Raw genomic sequence first — 15,025 nt, forward strand, 5'->3', positions numbered from 1 at the left:
GCGTCTTCTTCTGTGTCTCCGTCCCTGCCCATGATGTCAGCCGGCGCTCGTCAATGCGCTTCGGCCGGCACCGGCGCCTTGCCTTCCTTCCCGGCTTTCCTGGCCTTGCGCGCTTCCTTGCGGCTCAGATACCAGTAGTGGGCGCGGTCGAGGTACAGGTAGACCACCGGGGTCGTGAACAGGGTGAGTGCCTGCGAGAGTATCAGCCCGCCGACCATCGCGTAGCCCAGCGGGCGGCGCAGCTCGGAACCCGATCCGTGGCCCAGCATCAGCGGCAGGCCCGACAGCAGCGCGCACATGGTGGTCATCATGATCGGGCGGAAGCGCAGCAGGCAGGCCTGGTAGATGGCGTCGTGCGGCGACATGCCCTGCTCCCGCTCGGCCTTGAGCGCGAAGTCGATCATCATGATGCCGTTCTTCTTCACGATGCCGATGAGCAGGATGATGCCGATGAGCGCGATCACGCTCAGGTCGTAGCCGCCCGCCATCAATATCAGCAGCGCCCCCACGCCGGCCGAGGGCAGCGTCGAGAGAATCGTCAGCGGGTGGATGTAGCTCTCGTACAGCAGGCCCAGCACGATGTACACCGCCACCAGCGCCGCGGCAATCAGGTAGGGCTGCGAGGCCAGCGAGTCCTGGAAGGCCTGCGCCGTACCCTGAAACGAGCCGGTCAGCGACTGCGGCAGGCCCATGTCGGCCTGCGCCTTGTTGATGGCGTTCACCGCGTCGCCCAGCGCCACGCCCGGTGCCAGGTTGAACGAGATGGTCACCGCCGGGAACTGGCCCTGGTGGCTGATCGACAGGTACGCCGTCTTGCTGGTGTCCACCTTCACGAAGGTCGACAGCGGCACCTGCTGCCCGGTGATGGGCGAGCTCAGGTAGAGCTTGCTGAAGAGCGTGGGGTCCTGCTGCAGGCTGGGCGTGACCTCCAGCACCACGTGGTAGCTGTTGAGCTGCGTGAAGTACTGCGCCACCTGGCGCTGGCCGATCGCGTCGTAGAGCGTGGCGTCGATGGTGGCCGGCGTGATGCCGAAGCTCGATGCGCGATCGCGGTCGATGGTCAGCACGGCGGACGCGGCGGCGTTCTGCTGGTCGGTGGCCAGGTCGGTGAGCTCTGGCAGCTGCTTGAAGCGCGCGAGCAGCTTGGGCGCCCAGGTGTTGAGCTCGCCCAGGTCGGCGTCGGTCACCGTGTACTGGTACTGCGTGCGCGAAGCACGCCCGCCCACGCGGATGTCCTGTCCCGCCTGCAGGAACAGGTTCACGCCCTGCACCTTGGCCAGTTGCGGGCGCAGCCGCGTGATGATCTCGTCGGCGGTGGCGGTGCGGCCCTCGTCCTTGGGCTTCAGGCTGATGAAGAAGTTGCCGGTGTTGTAGGTGGAAGAGCTGCCGTTCATGCCGAAGCCGGTCACGTCGGGGTCCTTGCGCACCACGTCGGCCAGCTGGAGCATGCGCGCATTCATCGACGCGAAGGAAGCGTCCTGCCCCGACTCGGCAAAGCCCGAGATGAAGCCGGTGTCCTGCTGCGGGAAGAAGCCCTTGGGAATCACCGCGAACAGCACGCCCGTGGCGGCCACCGTGGCAATGAACACCATCAGCGTGATGAACTGGTGGTCCAGCACCACGTGCAGCCCGCGCTTGTAGCCGCTGAGCATGGCGTCGAAGCCGCGCTCGAACAGCAGGTACAGCCGCCCGTGCTTGCTGCCGTGCTCGTTCTTGAGGAAGCGCGAGCACAGCATGGGCGTCAGCGTGAGCGAGATGATCACGCTGACCACGATGGTCAGCGTGACCGTGACCGCGAACTCGCGGAAGAGGCGCCCCACGATGCCGCCCATGAGCAGCAGCGGAATGAACACCGCCACCAGCGACACCGAGATCGAGATGATGGTGAAGCCGATCTCGCCCGCGCCCTTGTAGGCCGCCTCCATCGCCGTCATGCCCTCTTCGACGTAGCGGTAGATGTTCTCCAGCATCACGATGGCGTCGTCCACCACGAAGCCGACCGCGATGGTCAGCGCCATCAGCGAGAGGTTGTCCAGGCTGTAGCCCAGCAGGTACATCACCGCCACCGTGCCCAGCAGCGCGAGCGGCACCGTCACGCTGGGAATGAGCGTGGCCGGCACGTTGCGCAGGAATACGAAGATCACGGCCACCACCAGCACGATGGTCAGCAACAGGGTGAACTCCACGTCCTTCACCGATGCGCGGATGGTCTGCGTGCGGTCGATGATGGCGTTGACGTCGATGGTCGGCGGAATCGAGGCCTTCAGCCGCGGCAGCGCCGCGTTGATGCGGTCCACGGTTTCGATGACGTTGGCGCCCGGCTGCTTGGTGATGGCGAGCACGATGGAGCGGCCGTTCTGCACGTTGCTGCCGGCCGGCGCGGCGGCACCGGCGTAGGCCCAGCCGGCAATCTTGGAGTTCTCGGGGCCGTCGACCGCCACGCCCAGGTCGCGCACGCGGATCGGCGCGCCGTTGCGGTAGGCCAGCACCACGTCGTTCCAGGGCTGTGCCTTGAGCAGCTGGTCATTGGTGTAGACGGTGAAGCTCTGGTTGGGCCCGTCGATGGTGCCCTTGGGCGCGTTCACGGTGGCCGACGAGAGCACGGTGCGCACGTCTTCCAGGCTCAGGCCCAGCGCGGCGAGCTTGGCCGGGTCGACCTGTATGCGCACGGCCGGCTTCTGCACGCCGCCGATATTGACCAGGCCCACGCCCGAGATCTGCGATATCTGCTGCGCGAGGATGTTGTCGGCGTAATCGTTCACCTCGGTCAGCGGCAGCGTCTTCGACTGCACCGACAGGATGAGGATGGGCGCGTCGGCCGGGTTCACCTTGCGGAAGGTGGGCGGGCTCGGCAGGTTGGCCGGCAGCTGGCCGGTGGAGGCGTTGATGGCGGCCTGCACGTCGAGCGCGGCGGCGTCGATGCTGCGGTCGAGGTCGAACTGCAGCGTGATCTGGGTGTTGCCCAGGCCGCTGGTGGACGTCATCTGCGACAGGCCCGCGATCAGCGAGAAGTTGCGCTCCAGCGGCTGCGCCACGTTGGAGGCCATGGTCTCCGGACTGGCGCCGGGCAGGCTGGCCGAGACCTGGATCGTCGGAAAGTCGACCTGCGGCAGTGGCGCCACCGGCAGCAGCGGAAACACCGCCGCACCGACCAGCAGGATGGCCAGCGCCAGCAGCGTGGTGCCGATGGGGCGCTTGATGAATGTGGCGGAGATGCTCAATTGCTGCTCCCGCCGGCGGGCTTGTTGGCGTCGGCGCCGCCACCGGCCGCGCCCTTCTGCGCGGGCGGCGGCTCCACGACGGTGGCGCCGGGCTTGAGCTTGTACTGGCCGTCCACCACCACGCGCTGGTTCGCGCTCAGGCCCTTGTCGATCACGGCCGTGCCGTCGGCGATCTGCACCACGTGCACCGGCACGTTGCCGACCTTGTTCTGGTCATCGACCACCCAGACGTAGGTGCTGTCCTGGCCGCGCTGCACGGCGGCGGCGGGCACGGTGAGCGAGTCGGGCCGGCGGTCGAGCTGCAGCCGCACGTTGACGTACTGGCCGGGCCACAGCGAATGCTGCGGGTTGGCGAAGCTGCCCTTGAGCTGCACGGTGCCGCTGGTGGTGTCGATCTGGTTGTTCAGCAGGATGAGCTTGCCGGTGCCCAGCATCTGCGCGCCGCTGCGGTCGTAGGCCACCACCGTGAGCGGCTGGCTGCTTTTCTGCTGCAGGCGGTTGATGTCCTGCACCGCGTCTTCGGGCAGCGTGAACTGCACGGCGATGGGGTCGATCTGGTTGATGACCACCAGCCCGTTGGTGTCGGCCGCGTGCACGATGTTGCCGGGGTCCACCAGCCGCGCGCCGACGCGGCCGTCCATGGGCGACGAGATGCGCGTGAAGCTGAGCTGCACTTCGGCGTACTTCACCTGCGCGGCATCGTTCTGCACGGTGGCCTCGAGCTGGTTGACCAGTGCCTTCTGCGTGTCGAGCTGCTGCTGCGTGGCCGCGTCCTGCGCGATCAGCGTGGTGTAGCGCTTGAGGTCGGCGCGGGCGTTGGCAAGCGTGGCCTGGTCTTTCGCCCGTGTGGCCTGCGCCTGCGCGAGCTGCGCCTGCAGCGTACGCGGGTCGAGCTGCGCGAGCATCTGGCCGGCCTTGACGTCCTGCCCTTCCACGAAGCCGACCTTGTCGAGCTGCCCGTCGATGCGGGCCTTGACGGTGACGGTGGCCATCGACGCCACGGTGCCGATGCCGCTGCGGTAGACCTGCACGTCCTGCTGCTTGACGCGCGCCGTGGTCACCTGCACCGGCGGCGCTGCCTGGGCGGCCTCGGGCTTGGCGGCATGGGCGGAATGGAGGGTGAGCGCCCAGGTGCCGCCGCCCAGCACCAGCACGAGCGTGGCGGTGGCGAGCCAGGTCGATCGGCGCTGGAACAGGGGGTGCCCGGTGGCGGTGGTGGGTGTGGTCGTCATGGCATCAATTCCTGGAAATCTTGTCGGCGCCGGAGCTGGTGCCGGCCTGGGCATCGGCGGCGCTCCAGCCGCCACCCGTGGCCGCGATCAGCGAGACGCTGGCGGCCAGCTGGCGGCCCAGCACTTGCGCGGCGGTGCGCTGGTTGGTGAGCGACAGCGTCTGCGCCGTCACCACGCTCAGGTAGGTGGCCGTGCCGGCGCGGTACTGGGCCAGGGCCAGCCGCTCGGCAAGCTGGGCGGAGCGCACGGCATCGGCCTGCAGCGTCGATTCGCTGTCGAGCACGCGCAGGGTGGCCAGGTCGTCCTCCACCTGCTGGAAGCCGCCGAGCACGGTCTGCTTGTATTGCGCGACGGAGGCGTCGTAGGCGGCCACGGCCTGGTCGGTGTGGGCCTTGCGCAGGCCGCCGTCGAACACGGTCTGCGCAAGCGCCGCGCCCAGCGACCACACGCGGCTGGGCGTGTTGAACAGCGTGGCCAGGCTGGCCGCGCTGAAGCCGCCGCTGGCGCTGAGCGTGATCTGCGGGTAGTAAGCCGCCTTGGCGACGCCGATGTTGGCGTTGGCGGCCTGCACCCGGCGCTCGGCGCCGGCGATGTCGGGCCGGCGCTCGAGCAGTTCCGACGGCAGGCCCGCGGGCGACACCGGCAGCTGCACATGCAGTGCCGACGCCGAGGAAAGCGATTCGGCCGTCTGCGGCTGGCCCGAAGATTCCAGCGGCGGCAGCGAGAACGAAGCCGGCGCCTGCCCGGTCAGCACGGCGATGGCGTGCTCGAGCTGCGCGCGCTGCGCTTCGAGGTCGACCGCCTGCGCCTGCGCGGTCTTGAGCTGGCTTTCGGCCAGCGCCACGTCGGAGCGCAGCACGGTGCCGGCGGCGTACTGGTGCTGCGTGAGTTCGAGCGCCTTGGCGTAGGCGGCGGTGGTGCTGGCGTACAGGTCGCGCTCGAGGTCGATGACGCGGATCTGCAGGTAGTCCTGCGCGAGCGTGGTCTGGATGCTCAGGCGCGCGCCGGCCAGGTCGTCGGCGCTTGCCTGCTCGCTGGCGGTGCCCGCCTCCACCGAGCGGCGCACCGAGCCCCACAGGTCGGGCTCCCAGCTCGCGCCCAGGCCCAGGGTGTCGGTGGTGCCCAGCTTGACGACGCCGGTGCTGTTGCTCTGCGCCCGCACGGCGCCGGCGTTCAGGCCGACGGTCGGGAAGAAGTTGGCGCGCGCCGCCGCGGTGATGGCCTGCGCCTGCCGGTATTGGGCCTCGGCGACGCGGATGTTCTGGTTGGCCGCGTTGGCCTGCACCATCAGCGCGCCGAGGGTGCTGTCGCCGTAGGCGTCCCACCAGGGATGGTCGGCGTCGATGGTCTGCGGCGCGGCGGTCTTCCAGGGGCCGCCGGTTTCCTTGAAGGCGGTGGGCACGTCCATCTGCGGGCGGACGTAATCGGGACCGACGGCGCACCCCGCAAGGAGCAGGACGGCCAGCGCGAGGGCCGCGCGCGATAGGGAGGGTGCTTCAGGGAGGACCATGATGGGGCCACTCTAGGCAACCCCTTCAAACCCCTCGCTGTCGACTAACTGACAGTTCTGACAGTTTCCGCTTTGCTCCCTCCCCCGCTGGGGGAGGGTTGGGGTGGGGGCACGGCGGCGCTCGATGATGCATTGCGCTTATCCGAGGTCCTGCCCCCATCCCGGCCTTCCCCCGGAGGGGGAAGGAGAAACACCGTTCAGCGCGGTGCGTCGCCTTTGCGGTATTCGGCGGTCAACTCGTCGAGCTTCTGCTTCAGCGCCGGATCAAGCTTGTATTCGGCAGCCGCCAGCGTCACATCGAGCTGGTCGGGTCGGCTCGCGCCGAGCAGCGGCGCGGTGATCAACGGGTTCGCCATCACCCACGCCACGGCCAGCGTGGCCAGCGGCACGCCAGCTTCGTCCGCCAGCTTGTGCAGTTGCGCCACGGTGTTGAAGCTGCGCTCGTTCCAGTAGCGGTCCTGGTACATGTTGCCGGCGGTGCCGAGGGTGAAGCGGGTGTTGTCCTCGGGCTTGGCGCCGGCCTTGTACTTGCCGGTGAGCAGGCCGCCGGCCAGCGGGTTGTAGGGAATCACGCCCAGCCCTTCCTCGCCCGCCAGCGGCAGCAGCTCGCGTTCGATCTCGCGGAACAGCAGGCTGTAGCGCGGCTGCACCGACACATAGCGCGTGAGCTTGTGCAGATCGGCCTTGCCCAGCGCGCGGGCCAGCCGGTAGGCCAGGAAGTTCGACACGCCCACGTAGCGCGCGCGGCCCGACTTCACGATGACGTCGAGCGCCTCCAGGCTTTCCTCGAGCGGCGTCTCGCGGTCGTCGCTGTGCAGCTGGTACAGGTCGACGTGGTCGGTCTGCAGCCGCTTGAGCGATGCGTCGATCGCGTCCAGCAGGTGCTTGCGCGACGCACCCTGGTCCCAGCTGTTGGGGCCGACCTTGCCGACCGCCTTGGTGGCGACCACGAAACGGCGGCGGCCCACCGGCCCCTGCTTCTGCAGCCAGCGGCCGATGATTTCTTCGGTGCGGCCGGTGGTCTCGACGGTGCCGCCGAGCGGGTACACGTCGGCCGTGTCCAGGAAGTTGATGCCGCCCTCGGCCGCCTTGTCGAGGATCTGGTGCGACACGGTCTCGTCGGTCTGCAGGCCGAAGGTCATGGTGCCCAGGGCCAGGCGGGACACGGTAAGGCCGGTGCGGCCGAGACGGGTGGTGGGAATGCTCATGGTGTTCGGTTCTCGCTCAGGGGGAGATGAGAAATGAGGATGGAAGGGGCGGCGGCCATCATAGGCACGGCCGCGCAATCCTGCAGGCGGGTGGCGCTTTCAGGTGCTTTCCGCACGCACGCCGGGGGCGCCGCGCTCCACCGAGAAACGGGCGATGGTGCCGACCGGCGAGTCGGCCGTCTTCTCGTCTTCCACCGCGCGGAACTCGACCGCGCAGCCGCGCTCGTCGAGCGTCATGAGCGCGTAGCCGCGCCTGTCGGCCCGGCCGTAGCGCAGGTGCGGGTTCTTCGCGAGCATGTTGGCCACGCTGGCGGCGCTCGGCCCTTCGGAGGTGATGGCGCCGCCGACGAACTCGGTCGCGACCAACGGCCCCTGCTGCGCATCGCCCTGCCGCAGGTCGGCGGCCCAGAAGGCGTGCACGTCGCCGCTGGCCACCAGCGCGTTGCCGCCGCGCGCCTTGTGCGCGGCCAGTCCGTCGAGCAGGCGCGCGCGAGCGGCGGCGTAGCCGTCCCAGCCGTCCATCCAGTAGCCGTGCTCGGGGCCGCGCTTGCGGTCGGCCTCGGCCAGCAGCGTGGGCTGTGCGATGAGCGTCCAGCGCGCGGGCGGCGCCGCGAGCTCGCGCGCCAGCCATGCCTCCTGCTCGGCGCCGAAGAGGCTGCGCTCCGGCGAAAGGCGATCGGCGCAATCGGCCAGCGGCGAGGCACTGCGGCCGGCCAGGCAGGCGTGGTGCGAGCGGTACTGGCGCCCGTCGGTCAGCAGCACGTCGAGCATGCGGCCGAAGCGGTGGCGGCCGTAGATGGTGGCATCGGCGCCGCGCGGGCGCATGCTGGCGGGCACGGGCATGTGCTCGTACCAGGCCTGGTAGGCGGCAGCGCGGATCGCCAGGAACTGCGCGGGATCGGCGGTGCGCGGCGACACGTCGTTCGTGTAGTCGTTGGCCACCTCGTGGTCGTCCCAGGTCACGAGCCAGGGGAAGGCGGCGTGCGCGGCCTGCAGTTGCACATCGGCCTTGTAGAGCGCGTAGCGGTCGCGGAACTGAGCCAGCTGCGTGGGAATGCCGCCCTCGTGGCGCCGCACCTGGTGCGAAGCGCGGGAGCTTTCGTAGATGTAGTCGCCAAGGTGCACGACGAAGTCGAGCGGCTGCGCGGCCATGTCGCGGTAGGCGGCGTAGTAGCCCTGCTCGTAGTGCTGGCAGGAGGCGAAGGCGAAGCGCAGCGGCTGCGAGGCTTCGTCGGAATCGGCGGGCGTGGTGCGCGTGCGCCCGGCGGGGCTGCGATCGCCGCCTGCCGTGAAGCGGTACCAGTACCAGCGGCCCGGCGCAAGGCCGCGCACCTCGACGTGCACCGAGTGCGCGAACTCGGCCGTGGCGGTGGCCGCGCCCTTTGCCACCACGCGCCTGAAGCCTTCGTCGTCGGCGACTTCCCAGCGCACCTCGACCGGTGCATCGCCCATGCCGCCGCCCTGCAAGGGCTCGGCGGCCAGCCGCGTCCAGAGCACGAAGCCGTCGGCTGTAGGCGTGCCCGAGGCCACGCCCAGCGTGAACAGCGCCCGAGACGCGGGCTGCGCGTTCAGCCTCAGGAAGGGATGGCCCAGCGAAGCGGCAGCGAGGCCGCTGAAAAGGAGCTGTCGGCGGGAGAATTTCTGCATTGCCGCGCTCTTCTTCATTTGCACGCGGCGGCGTTCACGTTGGCATCGATCATCCCGGCAATGTCGTCCGGTTCGCTCTGCCCTGTCAATCGGCGCGGTCGGGCGGGCGCCGATGGCTCAGCAGGCGATGGCCGCCGGCCGCTGCCGCGCGTCGGCGCGGGCGCTGGCGATCGCCCAGCCGAACACGCCCATGCCTGCCAGCGCAAGCAATGCGCCGACCCAGCCGGTGGAAGTCCAGCCCAGCCCGGCCGCAATGGCGACGCCGCCGAGCCATGCACCCAGCGCGTTGGCCATGTTGAAGGCCGAGTGATTGAGCGCCGCCGCCAGCGTCTGCGCGTCGCCGGCCACGTCCATCAGGCGGATCTGCAGCGCCGGGCCGATGGCCACGGTGGTGCCGATGAGAAACACGTTGATCGACGCGGTCACCATGTTGTGGGCCGCGAAGGTGAACATCGCGAGCACCAGCGCCGCGTAGACCAGCAGGCCGCCGATGGTGCGCATGAGCGACTTGTCGGCCAGCCGCGAGCCCACGAGGTTGCCCATGACCATGCCGAGGCCGAACAGCGCCAGCACGAAGGGCACGCCGCCCAGCGGCATGCCGGCCACTTCGATCAGCGTGGGCTTGATGTAGCTGAACACCGCGAACATGCCGCCGAAGCCGATGGCGCCGATGCCCAGCGTGAACCACACCTGCTTGCGCTTGAGCGCGCCGAGTTCGCGCCACGGGCTGGCGCCGGCGGCCGGGGCCATGTCGGGGATGTCGCGGCGCAGCAGCGCGATGGCCACCAGCGCGATGACGCCGACGAAGACGAAGGCCGCGCGCCAGCCGAAGATCTGGCCCAGCCAGGCCGCGATGGGCACGCCCACCAGCGTGGCGCCGGTGAGCCCCAGCATGACGAGCCCCACGGCCCGCGCGCGCCGCCCCGGTGGCGCGAGCGTGGCGGCCACCAGCGCGGCCACGCCGAAGTAGGTGCCGTGCGGCAGGCCGGCCGCAAAGCGCAGCAGGTTCAGCAGCAGGTAGTTGGGCGCGATGGCGCTGGCGAAGTTGCCGGCCGCGAACACGGCCATGAGCGCGATCAGCAAGGCGCGGCGGCGCCAGCCGGCGGCGAGCACCGCGAGCACCGGCGCGCCGATGACCACGCCGAGCGCATAGGCGCTGATGACGTGCCCGGCCTGCGGAATGCTCACGCCGATGTCCTTGGCGACTTCGGGCAGCAGGCCCATGATGACGAATTCGCCGGTGCCGATGGCGAAGCCGCCGACGCCGAGCGCAAGCACCGCGCGCAGGAAGTTGGCGGGCTTGCCGGACGGCAGCGAAAAGGAGGAAATGTCGGTGCCCGCGCTTTCCGGCGCGGTTGGGGAGGCGTTCAAGGCCAGGCTCCTGGGAGGTGCCCGGCAGCAGCGGGCAAAGCCCGATTTTAGGGTTAACCCTGAAATCCCGCCGATACGGAATTGCCGAAGACCTTGTACTCGCAAGGCCGCGAGGCCCTGGCAGCAAGGCTCAGATGGCCACCAGCTGGCGCACGCCCTGTGCTTCCATGTCCTTGCCGAGGCCGCGCGCGATGACCTCGCCGCGCTCCATCACGAGGTAGTCGTCGGCCAGTTCCTGGGCGAAGTCGTAGTACTGCTCGCACAGCACGATGGCCATGTCGCCGCGGTCGGCCAGCATGCGGATGACGCGGCCGATGTCCTTGATGATGCTGGGCTGGATGCCTTCGGTGGGCTCGTCGAGGATGAGGAGCCTGGGCTTGGGCGCCAGGGCGCGCGCGATGGCAAGCTGCTGCTGCTGGCCGCCGGAGAGGTCGCCGCCTCTTCGGTTGATCATCTGCTTGAGCACGGGGAACAGGTCGTACAGCTCCGAGGGGATGGGCGTGCTGCCGCTCTTGTATGCCAGGCCCATGCGCAGGTTTTCTTCGACGGTGAGCCTCGCGAAGATCTCGCGGCCCTGGGGGACGAAGCCGATGCCGGCCCTGGCCCGGTCGTAGGGGGAGGCCTTGTGGATGGGCTTGCCTTCGAGTTCGATGCTGCCGCTCTTGATGGGCACCAGGCCCATGAGCGACTTGAGCAGCGTGGTCTTGCCTACGCCGTTGCGGCCCAGCAGCACGGTGACTTTGCCCAGCTTGGCTTCGAAGCTCACGTCCCGGAGGATGTGGGAGCCGCCGTAGTACTGGTGGATGTTTTTTACTGTCAGCATTTTTTGGGCTCCTTCCTGGTTTCGTTTGGAGGGCGCCCGGTACGCGGCGCGGCGCGGTCGGCCCCGCTATGCCGGCCCTTCGGGCTGCCCTGCGGTGCTCGCGTTTCGCGGGGTCTCGCAGAACTCGCTTCGCTCAGACAGCTGCGAGCCCTGATCCGCGAAACGCTGCGCTCCTCGGCGGCACAGAGGGGCCGCCCACACCGCGCCGCGTACCGGGCGCTTGTCGTGATGTTGATGCCGTCTGCCCTCACCCCGGCCCTCTCCCAGTGGGAGAGGGAGGAAGGCAGGGGGTGCGCCACCGCTCTGACCACGGCGACGGGGGCTTCAGCGACCAAGATAAACCTCGATCACGCGTTCGTCCGCCTGCACTTCATCGAGCGTGCCCTGAGCCAGCACGGAGCCGTCGCACAGCACGGTGACGATCTCGGAGATCGTGCGGATGAAGCTCATGTCGTGCTCGACCACCATCAGCGAATGCTTGCCCTTGAGGGTGAGGAACAGCTCGGCGGTGCGCGCCGTCTCTTCGTCGGTCATGCCGGCGACCGGCTCGTCGAGCAGCAGCAGCTTCGGGTCCTGCATCAGCAGCATGCCGATTTCCAGCCACTGCTTCTGGCCGTGGCTCAGGTTGCCGGCCAGGCGCGACACGCTGTCGGCGAGGTGGATGGTCTCCAGCACCTCGGCCAGGCGGTCGCTCTGCGCCGAATCGAGCTTGAACAGCATCGATGCGCGCACGCCCTTGTTCGTCTTGAGCGCGAGCTCGAGGTTCTCGAACACCGTCAGATGCTCGAACACCGTCGGCTTCTGGAACTTGCGGCCGATGCCGAGCTGCGCGATTTCCGCTTCGCGGTGGCGCAGCAGGTCGATGGTGCTGCCGAAGAACACGGTGCCCGAGTCGGGCCTCGTCTTGCCGGTGATGATGTCCATCATCGTCGTCTTGCCCGCACCGTTCGGCCCGATGATGCAGCGCAGCTCGCCCGGCGCGATGTCCAGCGACAGCTTGTTGATGGCCTTGAAGCCGTCGAAGCTCACGCTCACGTCTTCCAGATAGAGGATGCGGCCGTGCGTGACGTCGACCTCGCCCGGCGTGACATGGCGGCCGAAGTCCGCGGCGCGGCCGCCAGACTCCGTGCTGCCGCTCACATAGTGAAGACCGCTGGCGCGTGCGGCGCGCTCGGCGCCGGCTTCCATCAGGTCGGGCGTCATGCGCGTGCTCCCTTCGCGTCCACCGGCAGCGAGGCCAGGGCGTCGGGCTCCATGCCCTGCTCCGCGGCCACTGCGCGCCGTGCTTCCTGCACCGGCTCCTCGCTCAGCGCCTGCTTCTTCTCCCTCGACAACCACTTGCGCACCAACCCCACGATGCCGTTCGGCAGGAACAGCGTGACAGCAATGAACAAGGCACCCAGAAAGTACAGCCAGTATTCCGGGTAGGCCACCGTGAGCCAGCTCTTGGCGCCGTTGACGATGAAGGCGCCGATGATGGGACCGATGAGCGTCGCGCGCCCGCCCACGGCCGCCCAGATGGCGATCTCGATGGAGTTGGCCGCGCTCATCTCTCCCGGGTTGATGATGCCGACCTGCGGCACGTACAGCGCGCCGGCCACGCCGCACATGACGGCGGAGATGACCCAGATCGTGAGCTTGTACGGCAGCGGGTTGTAGCCCGAGAACATCACGCGCGTTTCGGCATCGCGAATGGCCTGCAGCACGCGGCCGAACTTGCTGCCGATGAGCCACCTGGCGAACAGGAAGAAGCCCAGCAGCGTGGCACCGGTGAGCGCGAACAGCGTCATGCGCATTTCCTGCGTGGCGATCGGAATATTCAGGATGCGCTTGAAGTCGGTGAAGCCGTTGTTGCCGCCGAAGCCGGTCTCGTTGCGGAAGAACAGCAGCATGGCCGCAAACGTCATGGCCTGCGTGATGATCGAGAAGTACACGCCCTTGATGCGCGAACGGAATGCGAAGAAGCCGAACACGAAGGCGATGAGGCCCGGCACCGCGACGATCAGGATCAGCGTGGCGATGAAGCTGTCGCTGAAGGTCCAGTGCCAGGGCAGCGTCTTCCAGTCGAGGAACACCATGAAGTCGGGGAGGTCGCTCTTGTAGTTGCCGTCGCGGCCGATCTGGCGCATGAGGTACATGCCCATCATGTAGCCGCCCAGCGCAAAGAACAGGCCGTGGCCCAGGGACAGGATGCCCGTGTAGCCCCAGATCAGGTCCATGGCCAGCGCACAGATGGCGTAGCACATGATCTTGCCGACCAGCGCCACCGCGTAGTCGCTCATGTGCAGCGGGCTGTCCACCGGCACCCACATGTTGAGAACGGGCGCCACCGCGCACACCACGATGAGTGCGACGAAGAAGGCCGTCCAGCCCTTGCCGCTCAGCAGCGGCCCCTTGGTTGGAAGTACGACCTTGCTCATGCCTCTGCGCTCCGGCCTTTCATTGCGAAGATGCCCTGCGGCCGCTTCTGGATGAAGATGATGATGAAAACGAGCACCGCGATCTTGGCAAGCACCGCGCCCGCCCAGCCCTCGATGAACTTGTTGAGAATGCCCAGCCCCAGCGCCGCATACACGGTGCCCGCGAGCTGGCCGACGCCGCCCATCACGACAACCATGAAGCTGTCGACGATGTAGCTCTGGCCCAGGTCGGGGCCGACGTTGCCGATCTGGCTCAGCGCGCAGCCGGCAAGGCCTGCGATGCCGGAGCCGAGCGCGAAGGCGTAGGTGTCGATGCGCGCGGTGTTCACGCCCATGCACGAGGCGATCGGGCGGTTCTGCGTGACGCCGCGCACGAAGAGCCCCAGGCGCGTCTTGCCGATGAGCCAGCCCATCGCCAGCAACACCAGGGCGGCGAAGATGATGATGCAGATGCGGTTCCACGGCAGCGTGACGTTGCTCAGCATGGTGAAGCCGCCGCTCATCCAGCCGGGGTTCTCGACGCCGACGTTCTGCGCGCCGAACAGCGAGCGCACGAGTTGCTGCAGCATCAGGCTGATGCCCCAGGTGGCGAGCAGCGTCTCGAGCGGGCGGCCGTAGAGGAAACGGATCACGCCGCGCTCCAGCACCGCTCCCACCAGCGCCGATGCGAGGAAGGACACGGGAATGGCGGCGACCAGGTACCAGCCGAAGGCCGCCTCCGGCATGTACTTCTGGAAGATGCCCTGCATCACGTAGGTGGCGTAGGCGCCGATCATCATCAGCTCGCCGTGGGCCATGTTGATCACGCCCATCAGCCCGTAGGTGATGGCCAGGCCCAGCGCGGCCAGCAGCAGCACGGAGCCCAGGCTGATGCCGCTGAACACGGCGTTGATGCGGTCGCCCCAGACCAGCGAGCCGTCGATGCTGGCGATCGACGCGACGATGGCGGCCTTGACGTCGGCCTCGGTCTCGTCGGCCAGGCGCTGGTTGAGCAGCAGCTTGGTGTCGGGGTTGCGGTTGTTGCCCAGTTCCTTGGCGGCGGCGAGGCGCTTGGCCTTGTCGGCGCTGGTGAGCATGCTGGCGGCGCGCACCAGTTCGAGCTGCGCCTTGATCTTGGGGTTGGTCTCGGCGGCCAGCGCCTTCTCGACCATGGGCACGCGCGATTCGTCGGGCTCCTTGAAGAGCGCCTGCGCGGCTTCGGCGCGCACGGCGTCGTCCTTGCTGGAGAGCTTGAGCGCGGCCTGCGCGGCATCGAGCGCGCCGCGCATGAGGTTGTTGTTGACGACGTCTTCCGCGGTGTCGGGCACCTTCAGCTCGGCGCCGGTGACGGGGTCGTAGCCCTTGTCGTCCTTCATCACGAAGACCTTGTCCTCGGTGTACTTGACCGCGTCGTCTGACATGGCCTGGATGAAGGCGGCGGTCTTGTCGTCGGCCGTGAGCACGGCCTTGTTGAGCGCGGCGATGCGGGCTTCGGATTCGCCGGAGGCGATGGCCCGGGCTTCGTCGGCGGTCAGCGCGTGGGCGGCCGATGCCATGAGGAGCATGGCGGCGAGTGCGCAGTGAAGGGTTCGTCGAAGCATCATGAAACTGGAA

The 15,025-nt window shown here is 68.5% G+C and carries 10 protein-coding genes; all 10 read right to left on the reverse strand.

Going from position 1 to position 15,025, the window contains the following annotated elements; genetic code table 11:
• Window positions 1-50: 50 nt before the first annotated feature.
• Window positions 51-3,221, reverse strand: coding sequence for an efflux RND transporter permease subunit (locus WIX39_RS24300; protein ID WP_409196055.1), 3,171 nt, complete (start codon window positions 3,219-3,221; stop codon window positions 51-53).
• A complete protein-coding gene (locus WIX39_RS24305) occupies window positions 3,218-4,453 on the reverse strand; it encodes an efflux RND transporter periplasmic adaptor subunit (protein WP_409196056.1) in 1,236 nt (411 codons plus the stop codon). The genes WIX39_RS24300 and WIX39_RS24305 overlap by 4 nt, the downstream gene beginning before the upstream one ends.
• A 4-nt stretch (window positions 4,454-4,457) precedes the next feature.
• Window positions 4,458-5,963, reverse strand: coding sequence for an efflux transporter outer membrane subunit (locus tag WIX39_RS24310; protein WP_409196057.1), 1,506 nt, complete (start codon window positions 5,961-5,963; stop codon window positions 4,458-4,460).
• A gap of 197 nt (window positions 5,964-6,160) precedes the next feature.
• Window positions 6,161-7,171: an aldo/keto reductase gene (locus tag WIX39_RS24315; protein ID WP_409196058.1), complete on the reverse strand. Its 1,011-nt coding sequence runs from the start codon at window positions 7,169-7,171 to the stop codon at window positions 6,161-6,163.
• Window positions 7,172-7,270: 99 nt separating this feature from the next.
• The gene (locus WIX39_RS24320; protein WP_409196059.1) at window positions 7,271-8,818 is read right to left on the reverse strand and encodes an alkaline phosphatase D family protein; all 1,548 of its coding nucleotides are present in this window, start codon (window positions 8,816-8,818) and stop codon (window positions 7,271-7,273) included.
• 117 nt (window positions 8,819-8,935) lie between these two features.
• Window positions 8,936-10,189: an MFS transporter gene (locus WIX39_RS24325; RefSeq protein ID WP_081270217.1), complete on the reverse strand. Its 1,254-nt coding sequence runs from the start codon at window positions 10,187-10,189 to the stop codon at window positions 8,936-8,938.
• Between the two features lie 130 nt (window positions 10,190-10,319).
• A complete protein-coding gene (gene urtE / locus WIX39_RS24330) occupies window positions 10,320-11,012 on the reverse strand; it encodes an urea ABC transporter ATP-binding subunit UrtE (RefSeq protein ID WP_409196060.1) in 693 nt (230 codons plus the stop codon).
• A gap of 324 nt (window positions 11,013-11,336) precedes the next feature.
• On the reverse strand, window positions 11,337-12,215 hold the full coding sequence (gene urtD / locus WIX39_RS24335; RefSeq protein WP_106937156.1) for an urea ABC transporter ATP-binding protein UrtD: 879 nt from the start codon (window positions 12,213-12,215) through the stop codon (window positions 11,337-11,339).
• Window positions 12,212-13,432 (reverse strand): urea ABC transporter permease subunit UrtC, encoded by a 1,221-nt coding sequence (gene urtC, locus WIX39_RS24340; protein WP_106937155.1) that lies wholly within the window; start codon window positions 13,430-13,432, stop codon window positions 12,212-12,214. Before urtC ends, urtD begins: the two co-directional genes overlap by 4 nt.
• Complete coding sequence (gene urtB, locus WIX39_RS24345) at window positions 13,429-14,976, reverse strand: urea ABC transporter permease subunit UrtB (protein WP_081270212.1); 1,548 nt, start codon at window positions 14,974-14,976, stop codon at window positions 13,429-13,431. The genes urtC and urtB overlap by 4 nt, the downstream gene beginning before the upstream one ends.
• Window positions 14,977-15,025: the final 49 nt, after the last annotated feature.

It is taken from the genome of Variovorax sp. AB1(2024) (genome assembly GCF_037482385.2).
GTDB lineage: Bacteria > Pseudomonadota > Gammaproteobacteria > Burkholderiales > Burkholderiaceae_C > Variovorax.

What these genes read in the sequence shown, in the direction of transcription:
- WIX39_RS24305 (WP_409196056.1), bottom strand. Translation starts at nt 4,453, where the DNA reads ATGACGACCACACCCACCACCGCCACCGGGCACCCCCTGTTCCAGCGC.
- WIX39_RS24310 (WP_409196057.1), bottom strand. Translation starts at nt 5,963, where the DNA reads ATGGTCCTCCCTGAAGCACCCTCCCTATCGCGCGCGGCCCTCGCGCTG.
- WIX39_RS24315 (WP_409196058.1), bottom strand. Translation starts at nt 7,171, where the DNA reads ATGAGCATTCCCACCACCCGTCTCGGCCGCACCGGCCTTACCGTGTCC.
- WIX39_RS24320 (WP_409196059.1), bottom strand. Translation starts at nt 8,818, where the DNA reads ATGCAGAAATTCTCCCGCCGACAGCTCCTTTTCAGCGGCCTCGCTGCC.
- urtE (WP_409196060.1), bottom strand. Translation starts at nt 11,012, where the DNA reads ATGCTGACAGTAAAAAACATCCACCAGTACTACGGCGGCTCCCACATC.
- urtD (WP_106937156.1), bottom strand. Translation starts at nt 12,215, where the DNA reads ATGACGCCCGACCTGATGGAAGCCGGCGCCGAGCGCGCCGCACGCGCC.
- urtC (WP_106937155.1), bottom strand. Translation starts at nt 13,432, where the DNA reads ATGAGCAAGGTCGTACTTCCAACCAAGGGGCCGCTGCTGAGCGGCAAG.
- urtB (WP_081270212.1), bottom strand. Translation starts at nt 14,976, where the DNA reads ATGCTCCTCATGGCATCGGCCGCCCACGCGCTGACCGCCGACGAAGCC.